Source organism: Vibrio sp. Vb0888, from assembly GCF_033338835.1.
In the GTDB taxonomy this organism is placed as follows: Bacteria; Pseudomonadota; Gammaproteobacteria; order Enterobacterales; family Vibrionaceae; genus Vibrio; species Vibrio alginolyticus.
The window spans coordinates 200788-212196 of the sequence record NZ_JAWOTL010000003.1; the positions used below are offsets into that span (position 1 = coordinate 200788).

Sequence of the window (11409 nt, forward strand, 5' to 3'; positions counted from 1 at the left end):
CCAAAAAATTAATCATTTAAAAACAATAAGTTAATATTGATGCTTGTGAGACTTTATGTTTATTCTCAATTTGAGATTCATATTAGTGGACATGTTATGAGGCTGTATAAGGCAGTAGTAAAAGAAAAGCACTCGCAGACCGAGTGCTTGTAAATGAGTTCTTATGGCGGTTAGTTTCCGTACACTACGTTAGGTAAAGTGGTGATGACAGGAACACCAAGGTGTTTTTCTAATGCTCTTTTAGAGCGGATAGAGTTATCGGCTAACTCAAGTATCGTCGCTAATCCAATGCCTAAACCAGCGCCACCAATAAATCCTAAAATGACAAATACAAAACTAGGTAAGTTAGTTGGAATCGTTGGCGTGAACGGTTCATCAATGATTTTTACGCGCTTATTCTCTTCAAACTCTCCCAAAGAGCCTGTTAGTTGGGCCATCTCATAGCGTTCGACGAGTTCGTCATACATTTCTCTCTTCACTGCGACGTCACGAGCTAAGCGGTTGATTTCTGTTGCCGTGCTCCCAAATTGGTGCGCATTTCGCTCTAATTCTTGGATCATGTCTCGCAAGCTGTTGGTTTCTTCCGTAAGTGCTTCAAAACGTCCGCGCATCATTTGTAATTGATGTAGTTGGGAGACAAGTAGAGGCTGTGCTTCGCCAAGACTGTTTACTGTGGTATTGCTCGCGATATCCCATAGTTGAGCACTGTTTAGTTCTGGTTGTTTAGAGTTCAAGAGTACCGAGCGTTCCTGCTCCAACCGGTTTAATTCTCGCAACTTACCTTGCACTAAACTATGCGCCTCTGTGTATTTAGCGCGAAGCAGGGTAAGTTCACTACGAATGTCGATGATTTGCTCTTCCAGTTTACCGATAACCGGGTTCGTTTTGGATAGTTGTTGATCCAAACTGCCTAGACTTCGTGAAACACCAGCAAGCTCCGCCTCCTTTTCGGCTAGCGTTTGTTTGAGGCTAGCAAGGCGAGTAAGGCTTTGAGCTTGCATTTCGGGCGTCGCGTCTGAGTAAGTATTTTTATACTCTGCAAAGGCTTGCTCTGCCTTGTCTAGTTCTTCCCTGCGTTTGTTGATATGGATAGTCAAAAAATGGCTCGAATCTTTAATCGAAGAACGCTCAGGAGCCAAAAGCTGTTCGACAAAATGCTCTCTGACAGACAGCAGCATCGACTCCATTCTTTCTGATTTACCACTTTGCAATTGAATTTGAATGAAGTCTTTACCGAGTGGCTGAACAGACAGGCGCGACGCGAGATCTTTTATGATGAACTCTTGCTCTTTTGCACTCATCTCATCATTGATCAACGATTGTTCTTTTGCGACAGAATACAAAACGTGTCGGCTTTTTAGCAGAGTACTGAGTGCGCTCAATCGGTCTTTAAGCATTGTTGAGACGGCAAGGTCTTGAAGGAACGGGTTCATTTTCGCTGTCTCTTGAATAAGCATGCTGGTATGAGCAACATAAGTCGTCGGAACCAGCTTACTTACGATGAAGCCCAGCACCGGCAAGACAAGCATAGGGATAACGATCATGTAACGACGTCGCCAAGCGCCATGTAGTAATACACTAAGGTTCTCTCTCAAATCGTTCATAGCGTCCTCACTAATTTCTCAACTTGGTTGGCTCTTGCTTCCCAGCTTTGCTGTTGAACAAATGACTTTGAATCTGTCGGTGGCGGTAGGAGGTGATCGAGACTGGCACGCACGTCTTCGACATCTTGAACCACATGAAGCATATGTTTGTAGGGCATTAATGCAGGAAACGGTGTGCTGATAACAGGGGTTCCTGTTGCCAAGTACTCAAGAAGTTTAAGCGGATTACATGCCTTGATTTGAGCGTTATCAACAAAGGGCAACCAACTGGCATCCCAGTGTTGGGAGTAACGTGGCAGAGTGTGATGCGCTCTCGGGCCCAGGTAGTATACGTTGCATCTTTGTGGAAGTGGATTATCACTGAACTCGTTAGGGCCGATGAACACGAGATCCCAGTCAGGCGCTTGGTCTGCGACTTGGGCAATTAAGTCGTAGTCTAACCATTCCGACAAACTGCCATAAAAGCCCAGCACTTTGCGACCATTATTAGGAAAATCTTCAGCCTTAGGTGCTGGCTCAGAAAACAGACTAAAGTTGACACCGTGAGGCAAAGTGACGGTTTTACCAGATGGAAATTTGGTGGAGAGTGTTTCGCTTGCCGTAAAGATAACGCTGGCCGCATTAACAAGAGTACGTTCGTGCTTGGCCACCGTGTCGTGGTCAACACCAGCTAAAGCGCTAAAGTCATCGCCACAATAGTAAATCAGTCCACGTGGGTTCATTTCTGCACAAAGATCGGCAGCAGTCGGGAGCGACGTCCAAAATACAGGCTTATCAAAACCAAGAGCTTGTAATTGTTTATTGAGTTGGTGTTTCATCATCTTAGCGGCCACTTTTCTTGCTAATGCAGAGCTAGGGGCAGGAATGGTGAGCAAGTTGATGATGTGAATGTTTGGGCTTGTTTCAGAGTCCAATGTTGGCTTGTGTGAGCCTACGTTATGAAATACACGAGTGAGTTTGTTTAACGCACGCTGTATGTCTTTAGAATCCAGCTTAGGTTGACGAAGGCCAATGGAGTTAACCCAAAGGATGCGATGGTTCGCTGCTAGTCGCTTGACAATATGCTGAGTGGAAGAGGGTAACCCACCAAAATCTTCTCCAAATACTACGATGTCTGTCATGTGGCTCTCCTTGAGTCTTGGTTATTTGATTACTAATTAAGTGAGTAATCACAATGCGTGCCAAGGAATTAGCCATTTTAAAACAGTGAGTTATGGGTTTTGTTTATGTTTGAAACTAGGATTTCTCATTTTGACAGTCACTTTGAACAATTCGGCTAACGACAACTGTTAATGCCGCTAGAATGTAAATTGGCCAAGTGAAACCTTGAGTCAGAAAAGTGCCTGATACGATGGTACCGATAAGCCCACTTAACACGGCGTTTGCTCCAACAGAGAGGGTGTAATCTGATTTTGGTGTCAACAATGAGATGGAATGCAAAGAGGTGCGGATCAATGACACAATTAAAGTAATGAACACCGCGAGCCCGACAAAACCCGTTTCTGCTAACACGCCAAACCAAGTGCTATGGACGGCGTGGTTGATACCATCCCAGTGTGGGCTGTAGAAATAGTAATTAAAGTAGAAGTTATCTAGACCTACGCCAGTCAACGGGTGATGCAGCGCCATTTTAAATGCCGCTTCCCACGCATAAAGTCGCCCCATCGCAGAGGCATCTATACCATCCTCAGCGGCTCCCCCCGATTCTCGTCCTGAAATACCAGCGAATGCGTAGAGTACGATCGCTGCGATAGCGCCTAATACCAAGACTAATGTTTTGCTTTTGATATGTTTAAAAGCAAAGTAGGCAAATACAGACAGTGAACCTAGTAACCCCCCGCGGCTCTGCGTCTCAATGATCGCAAAGAACAAAACCAAACAGGTGATAAGGGCAAAGAGCCTGAGATGCTTGGGGGAATGCTTCTCCATCAATTGACTAACGGTAAAGGCAAGGGGAAACATCAGCACTAGTGCCAAATCGTTAGGATCGCCAAGTACTGAACCTATGGAGCGTCCTATCGACACGCGCGTCCCTTCGACTAAATCAATGCCATTCGCTGCGTTTTGTAATGCCACTAAGCCAATCAATAATCCGGCGAAAATAATTGCTTTTGACATCTGTGCGAGCTGTGAAGGTTTAGTAATAAGCCAGGTGATGGCCAACGTCATAATGATGATTTTCCAATAGGTGTTTTTGAACACCGTTATTGCGATATCACGACTGGAAGCGAATATGATTCCGATGATCACCAGACCCCAAAATATACACAGCCACTTTAATGAAGGGTGCCAAAAAGCTGTAATCTGGCGGCTTATAAGAAGGTGAAAAGCGAGTGCGGCGAGTGCCCCCAGTGATAACAGTAATGGGATCTTGAAGTTATAGATAACAGGAAAGGCTTCGTGAATACGAAAGAATGAAAAAATAACGAACAGTGTGACAAGCCAAAACGTTTGATTGAGAACAAACAGTAACGCGAGTGGTGCGAAACACAACGCGACAATCAAAATGGGATGAGGCATAACAATCCAAAGCAGGCCGATACAGACAGTGATCGTCAGTGCTGCGATGGACTGTTTTGTTCTCACCTTGGTTTCATTCATAACGAGTATCTCTTCACCTGTCCACGCCGTTTCACTATGTATCGAGTGAGAGCATTGAGCGTCTCTTTACTCATGTAGCGAGTGGCTATCCCTGCCAGCAAACTGCATGTCAAAATGCAAATTGCGATGGCGATGCCTATTGATTGTGAAGAGTGAAGCAGGAACAGTGCCACACCGGATATAATCTGTAATAAAACCATCAGACTGAGGTGAAAAGGCAACGTCATACATTGTTGGCCTACTACATAAGTCAGGCCCAGCTTACACAGTTGTGCGTAATAAAGCGCAATGAACACCCCATAAATACCCAGAGAAGATAAGCCAAACAGCAAAGCAATCGCAACGCACGCAGAGACGACATTTATACCCAGTAGCCAGCGAGTACGACGCTTGTACAAAATGGAGATGTTAATCAACTCACTCCATTCTTTTAACATGGCGATAGGTAGCAAGAATAAGCTGAATAGTACCGCCTCATGATAGGTTTCTGGCAGTAAGTAGGTGATCATCACCATTGCTAATGTGCCGACCACTACACTCAAACCTGTAATGTAAATCATACCTAAGTGTGTGATGCGCACTGCTTCAGTGTTCTTGCGCCCTTCTAAGTAGTTAAATCGACGCGGCATCCACCACATGCCAAACGGCTGCACTAAAATACACATGCCCACTGCAAATTTTACCGCTATCGCGTAAATCCCTAACGTCGCAAGAGAAGTGTTGGCACCAATGAACCAGCGCTCAGCGCCATTGAGACAAAATGCTACTAAACCGGCCATCATCATTGGTAGGCAGTAGTTTAGGTATTGTTTTGCCAATGTCAGCTTAGGAAGAGTGACGTTGTAATGGTTAGCGATGTGCAGCCAAACAAATTGAGTAATAGCAGCCAACAAGCCCCCCCACAAAACAGAAATAACATGGGGATGAACAGACAGCGCCGCGACGATAAAAATGACCTGAAAAATGGTGGTAGTGACCATGACGTTAAGCAGTGTTCTTGCTTTGTCGTCTTGTGTTCTTAACCAGGCAGTGCCGATTGCAATACTGCCTTCTAGAACGATGGCAAACATAACAATAGCAAATTCGACTCGCGTAAAAGGCGCGGGAATGGGGGCGATTAAAATGATAGTGAGCAAGCTAAGAGCGACGACGCCAGCGATGAGTAAAGCAAGTGAGTACAGCTGGTTTAGTAGGCTTGTGCGCGTATTTTTATCCTTTTCAACGCCGACGAATCGATAAAGCGCTTCATGCAAAGCGAAACTGACAAACAAGGTCGTAACAACACCAAAGGTTGTTAGAAGCTCAAGCTTGCCCATTTGTTCTGGTGAGAGAAAGTGGGGCAATACAGGCAGCATGATTAGGCTGATGCTTTTATTGATCACTAAGGCGATAGCAAATAGCGTCATGTTGGTCATTGCTTTAGACATGATCATATCCTTTGATGTCTCGCGGTGTCTTGAGTGTGCAATCATTGTTGGTAGCAATTTCGGCAGCAAGGTGCTGGGCGATTGGCAAATAACAACGTTCGGCTGTGTATAGTTGAGAAACATTGAGTGCTTCGATACCCATCGTTACTTTCATCCACGGCGATTCATTCAAAAGGCGAATTGCGTTGTGTAACGAAGCCACATTGTTAGGCGTGTATTTAATACAATTTCGGCCGTGAGTTAACACGCGGTCCCAATAACTATCATCATGTGGAATGACGACACACATACCTGCAGCGAGCGCTTCCAAAATAGATAACCCAAAAGGTTCGTTGAGACTGGTGGAAATAAACACACCACACTGTGAACGCAATTCATCTAAGTTGTTTGGGCACTCATGCCATTCAACACCTTGTGTGTTGAAGTCCGGTGTTGAATATTCCACACCTGCCACGTTAGGTTTGATGTAACACACGGTGGATTTGATCTTTTTCGACTCATCAAGTGTTAAAGCATCAAGCAAAAGATCGATGTTCTTCCATTTTAGTAAGCTAGCTGCCCAGAAAACGCGGCTTGAAATCGGATTCGCTTGTTTTGGCCAGCGATCTTTCGATAATCCATTAACAAACGTAGATGTATTCAAACCACACCAATAGCGTTCGGTGGCTGGCTTCTCTGTTTTGAGGTAGGCCTGTAATGCTTCTACCATTGATTCGCGGGTGTTTGCCAAGTAGTAAATTGCCGATGCTTTTACTAAGCAGTAGCCAGCAGATCTCGATCGTCCAATAGGGCCATGAACCATCTGTACCACAGGCTTTTTGCTAATTAATCGTAGTAAGTACAAAGGCATATCATTACTTGGGCAAGATAGGCCCAAAAAGCTATCTATTTTTGGCAGCTTCATGCACGCGTAGAGAAGTTGGAGAAAGTAGTAAGCGTTCATCAACCAGTAGGTCAGTCCATGAGTCGAGTTAAATGGTGATGGTTTTATTTTTATAACTTGCACACGCGGTGTATCACTAAGCAGTGACGCCCAATGCTCTGGATTTGTAGTGAGTAGATAACCAATCACGTTCAGCTTATCGCACTGCTTAAGGAGCTCTGCATTCGCGATTTTGGATCCACCTTGCATTGGGATGGCGTCGAACATCAATACACGTTTCATGACCGGGCTCCTCAATTGATGCTCAACCAGCGTGAAAGCGGCTTCATGCAGTGAGTCATTGGCATTGGTGTAATGGCGTTGTTATTAAGTTCACCTTCGTAAATACGTTCAATAGCGTTGATAGATGCAGTCGTCGTTAAGTGCTGGCTAGCATGTAGGTAAGCGTTTTCCGCCAGCTTGTTTCTTAATGCCGCGTCTTGCATGACTTGTTGAATCGCGTTTAACAGGCTCGCCATTCCACTGTTCTGGTACAGCAATGCAGAGTGATTATGCTCGAACAACTCAGGAATGCCTCCTGTTTTAGGAGCCACGATAGGCAGTTGAGCTAAAGCCGCTTCTCCGAGCACGAGACCAAAGGCCTCTTCATAGGCGCCGCTAATAAAAGCGTCTGCATTACCACACATCCACGCTCCGGCATTGTGTTGTTCTCCGACAAAGTGCACTCGTTCTTGGATACCAAGATCCGATGCAAGCTGTTGCAATGCTTCTCTTTCTTCGCCGTCACCAACAATGACAAGGTGAGGGTTGTTGTGGTGGTAGTTGTGCATGCGCATTGCGCGAATAAGGCGGTCGAACCCTTTGCGCTTAATCAGCGAACCCACCGACAGAAAGGTAAAGGCCTGTGATGGGATTCCGAGGCGATCTTTAATGTCGATGGGTGTATCCACGCCTTGAAGTGACACGCCGTTGTGTACGACATGAAGTTGGTTTTGTGGGTAGCCGTCCTGAAGAATTTCGCGTCCAACATCTTTGCTAACGCAAATCAATTTTGGAGAGAGGTGAAGTCCGAGAGAGAAGCGATCGCGCAATGTATAATGGCAATGAAGTTGCGTGACAAGTGGTATATGATTCATGCGAGCAGCCAAACACATCCATTGACAAGGGCCGCCGCTATTGACGTGTACCAAGTCGATGTTGTGCTTTTCGATTAATGCTGAGCCTTGTTTGATAAGGCTATTCCACCCGCTAATATCCCAGCGCGGAGCGCTCCAACCACCCACCAAATTGAAGGCTGAATGTTCCGCTTCAATTCCGAGCGATTGGCACTTATCGATTAATGGTTGGCAGTTGGACCATACGAATGGCTCAAACTTATCGCGGTCGATTCCTGAAATGAGAGCCAGAAGCACCACTTCACTGCCGCGAATCCAATTATCACCATAATGAACATATAGAATGCGTTTTGGCGTAGTCATAAGTCACCTCTGTCTCATCATTAATCTGCGTTAACTGCTGAGCTGCAATAGAGATGCCAAAATATGCCATTAGTTTATGTGATTGAATCTTATATGATATTTATGTTTGGAACTCATCATTCTCATATTGAGAACCAATATGGATTAGTGATCCGTTTCAATTTGATATTTTTGTAGCAATACGGGAATCACACTTTGTGTTGAGAAATCATCAATGATGGTTTGTCGAGCATTCTCGCGAATGAGTGATTGTTGCGCTTCACCAATCGACATCCAGTCATGAAGACATTTAGCAAGAGAGGGAATGTCTTCGACGATAAAACCATTTTTACCCGTTTGGATAATATCTGGAAGACGACCTACACGTAAGCTCATCACGGCAATGCCTCTCGACATGGCTTCAAGCGCCGCCATTGGAAGACCCTCATAACGAGAAGAAATGATAAGTACACTGATATTTTCCCAAACACCTTCCATATCGGTTTGATGGCCGAAGAAAGTCACATTTGGAGGGGCAGTTTGATTAAGCGATTCTTTTTCTGGGCCATCACCGTACACACTAAACTGTAATGTTGGACAGACCCTCGCTACCTCAATAAATTGATCGGCGCCTTTTTCCTGACTCAATCGGCCGACAAAAGCGATTTCCTGATAGTTGAGTTGACTGTTGGGAATCGAAACAAAGTTATTCAGCAGTTCTGAAGAACAAAAAACTTTGCGCTGAATACTTGGACTGACAGCAAAGCAATGGTCAGATAGGCTGCCTGAGCTTCTATCAAGCCAATCGTATAGCCATAGCTTCCCTGAGGACGATTCACCAGCATGATAAGTTGAAATCAAACGAGGAAACGTTCGGGTGAGCAGTTTGGCGCAGCGCGACAAAATCGACGCTTTATAACCATGGGAGTGAACCACTGAGGGTTGGTGATTGGCGACGGCGCTTGTTAGGTGCTTAATTTTTAAAGCTTTATTGGGCTCGCCAGACAAATAGTTTAAGTAACTCACAGGGATCGCGGCTTCTTTTGCCTTCTGTACAATCTGAGCGGCTGGCGAATACTCAGTGGTTAGCACAACTCGAGCTTTGTTTCCAAAGGCGATTAATCCCCGAGCTAGCTCGATAACGTGACTTTCAATGCCGCCGAATAGACGGCTATCAAGCAAGATCCAAATTTCACCAATGGCAGGTTTATCAAGATTGTTCGAGATTAATTTCATCCGCTTCCCACGCTTGTTTTTTTCGGTAAACCGTAGATGGGCTTAACTCCAGCATGACAGCGGCGTTGAGGACGTTGCCATCACAGTACGCGATTGCGTTTTGAATTGCTTCACGCTCTACTTGCCACATAGGACGAATGGTTCCATCAGCGTTAAAGTACGGTGAGGTAGCAGCAGAGGACGGTGTACCAGGCAGCTCCGCTGCGGTAATCGACGGTTCGACCGCAGAAGGTGAAGGTTCCTCAGTATAAACAGGTGGTGGTGTGATTGGTGCAATGTTTGCTGACTCTTGAGCAACATGCGCAGGCGTCGTTGTTTTCGTCACTTTAGACTTTTTAGTAAGTTGAGCGGGTAGGTGGCTCACCGTGACTTTTTCGTCGTTATTAAGCACCACAATGTTACGTATGATGTTTTGTAGTTGCCTTACATTACCCGGCCATTCGTAATGCTTGATGATATGTTGAGCTTCGCTGTCGATTGTTGAGAATTTCTTTTTGTCCTGTTTGGCGTAAGTGGTCAAGAAGTGCTTGGCAAGCGTGACGATGTCACTTCCTCGTTCACGTAATGGGGGCATATCGATAGGTATAACGTGCACACGGTAGTATAAGTCTTCACGAAAACGACCTTCTTCTACTTCTGTTAATGGATCTCGGTTAGTGGCACAAATGATTCTCACATCTACTTTCATTTCTCGAGTGCCACCAAGAGGGGTGTAAGTGCCCGTTTGTAGAAAACGGAGCAACTTCTTTTGCATCTCAAGTTCCATTTCACACAGCTCATCAAGAAAAAGCGTACCACCATGTGCCAGCGTCGCCGCACCTTTTCGATCTGTTGTTGCTCCAGTAAAGGCCCCTTTAACGTGACCAAAAATCTCACTTTCCATCAAATCTCGTGGAATAGCCCCACAGTTAATTGCAATAAAAGGCTTGTCTTTACGGTCGCTCTGGCGGTGGACGGCTTCAGCACAAACTTCTTTACCTGTGCCGCTTTCTCCCACAATAAACACACTGGCAGAAGTTGGCGCAACAGCATCAATGGTCTTGTATACCGCCTGCATCGGGAGGCTTGAACCGATGAATCCGTGATAGTTGTGGCGATCAAACTTGGACTGAATATTTTCCACCAAATCTTCCAATTTGGCGCGTTTGAGGTGCAATGCGACTGATGTTTTTAGGCGATCAGCGTTTATGGGCTTTTCTAAGAAATCTTCCGCACCTTTTTGAATTAGATTAACGGCTAAGTCGACGCTGCCGTGTGCCGTAGCAATAATAACGGACGTAGGAATGTCATTCTGGTTGATCCAATCCAACACGTCTTCGCCAGACATGTCGGGCAGTTTCAAATCGAGAATGATGAGCTGAGGTTTGCTTCTTTCAATAAATTGAATCGCTTCGCGACCTGTCTCGACATGAAAAATGTCATAAGGTTCGTCTTTCACATACTGCTTATAAAGTATGGCTAGTGAAGTAGAGTCCTCTACCAGTAACACCCTTGGTCTCATAGTCCCATCCCAACGTAGTTTGTTTCATTTTTTATGATTTTTGTCAGCACTACTATTTGGCATTATGAGTGGTTTATAGCTCTCTAGTGCTGAAAATTCTCAATTTGAGAAAAGCGTTATTTAAGTATTAGCACAAGGTAGGAAATTTGCGAAAAATCCATACTTTTTAATTGATTAAGTTATACCCAAATAATTTCAAGGTATGTGGCTTGGAGAGGGTGACTGAATTTGGAGCCTAAATTTCTGAGATGATGTCGGCATCGCGCTTTATCAAACGCGATGCTTCGCTAGGGAGTAAGACACTAATACTACTCAAACCCTTGAGCTTTTCGCTTTTCTAACGCATCAAACGATTCATTGGCGAGTTGCGGAAGTGTTTCACAAAGCTCCAATGCTTTTGGTATTTTTCCTTCGACACAGTACTTCTCAATCATTCTTGCTTGTCTTGAAAGCGTTCGATTGCCTAAAGCGAGAGCAGAACTGCCCAGTGTGTGAACCTCGAACTCTAATGTTTGAAGGTCTTTTGTGCTTAATGCTTGCTCTATTTTCTCCATGCGATCGCGTGACTCTTCGACATAGTGATCAATCAAGGTAGGGATGATTTCGGCGCACGTATCTTTGATCATTTGCTGAAGAATATGCTCATCCACTAATTCTTGCTCGATAGTCAATGTATTATTTATCGTCATAATAGCGCTCC

9 protein-coding genes are annotated in these 11409 nt (G+C 45.0%); all 9 read right to left on the reverse strand.

Annotation, left to right across the window (positions count from 1 at the left end):
* Positions 1 to 170: 170 nt before the first annotated feature.
* Positions 171 to 1604: a GumC family protein gene (locus R7P72_RS06930; protein WP_213907242.1), complete on the reverse strand. Its 1434-nt coding sequence runs from the start codon at positions 1602 to 1604 to the stop codon at positions 171 to 173.
* Entirely contained in the window at positions 1601 to 2725 is a 1125-nt protein-coding gene (locus tag R7P72_RS06935; RefSeq protein WP_042522928.1) for a glycosyltransferase, read from the reverse strand. Before R7P72_RS06935 ends, R7P72_RS06930 begins: the two co-directional genes overlap by 4 nt.
* A gap of 115 nt (positions 2726 to 2840) precedes the next feature.
* The gene (locus R7P72_RS06940) at positions 2841 to 4205 is read right to left on the reverse strand and encodes an O-antigen ligase family protein (RefSeq protein ID WP_005377645.1); all 1365 of its coding nucleotides are present in this window, start codon (positions 4203 to 4205) and stop codon (positions 2841 to 2843) included.
* Positions 4202 to 5632, reverse strand: a complete 1431-nt coding sequence (locus tag R7P72_RS06945; RefSeq protein WP_191116133.1) for a lipopolysaccharide biosynthesis protein — start codon at positions 5630 to 5632, stop codon at positions 4202 to 4204. The genes R7P72_RS06940 and R7P72_RS06945 overlap by 4 nt, the downstream gene beginning before the upstream one ends.
* Positions 5625 to 6797 (reverse strand): glycosyltransferase, encoded by a 1173-nt coding sequence (locus R7P72_RS06950; RefSeq protein WP_138939127.1) that lies wholly within the window; start codon positions 6795 to 6797, stop codon positions 5625 to 5627. Before R7P72_RS06950 ends, R7P72_RS06945 begins: the two co-directional genes overlap by 8 nt.
* 11 nt (positions 6798 to 6808) lie before the next feature.
* Positions 6809 to 7993, reverse strand: a complete 1185-nt coding sequence (locus R7P72_RS06955) for a glycosyltransferase (protein WP_138939126.1) — start codon at positions 7991 to 7993, stop codon at positions 6809 to 6811.
* A 144-nt stretch (positions 7994 to 8137) separates the two neighbouring features.
* On the reverse strand, positions 8138 to 9208 hold the full coding sequence (locus R7P72_RS06960; RefSeq protein ID WP_191116134.1) for a glycosyltransferase family 4 protein: 1071 nt from the start codon (positions 9206 to 9208) through the stop codon (positions 8138 to 8140).
* The gene (locus R7P72_RS06965; protein ID WP_031778967.1) at positions 9183 to 10709 is read right to left on the reverse strand and encodes a sigma-54-dependent transcriptional regulator; all 1527 of its coding nucleotides are present in this window, start codon (positions 10707 to 10709) and stop codon (positions 9183 to 9185) included. Before R7P72_RS06965 ends, R7P72_RS06960 begins: the two co-directional genes overlap by 26 nt.
* Positions 10710 to 11017: 308 nt before the next feature.
* A complete protein-coding gene (locus R7P72_RS06970) occupies positions 11018 to 11398 on the reverse strand; it encodes an Hpt domain-containing protein (RefSeq protein ID WP_005377636.1) in 381 nt (126 codons plus the stop codon).
* Between the last annotated feature and the right edge of the window lie 11 nt (positions 11399 to 11409).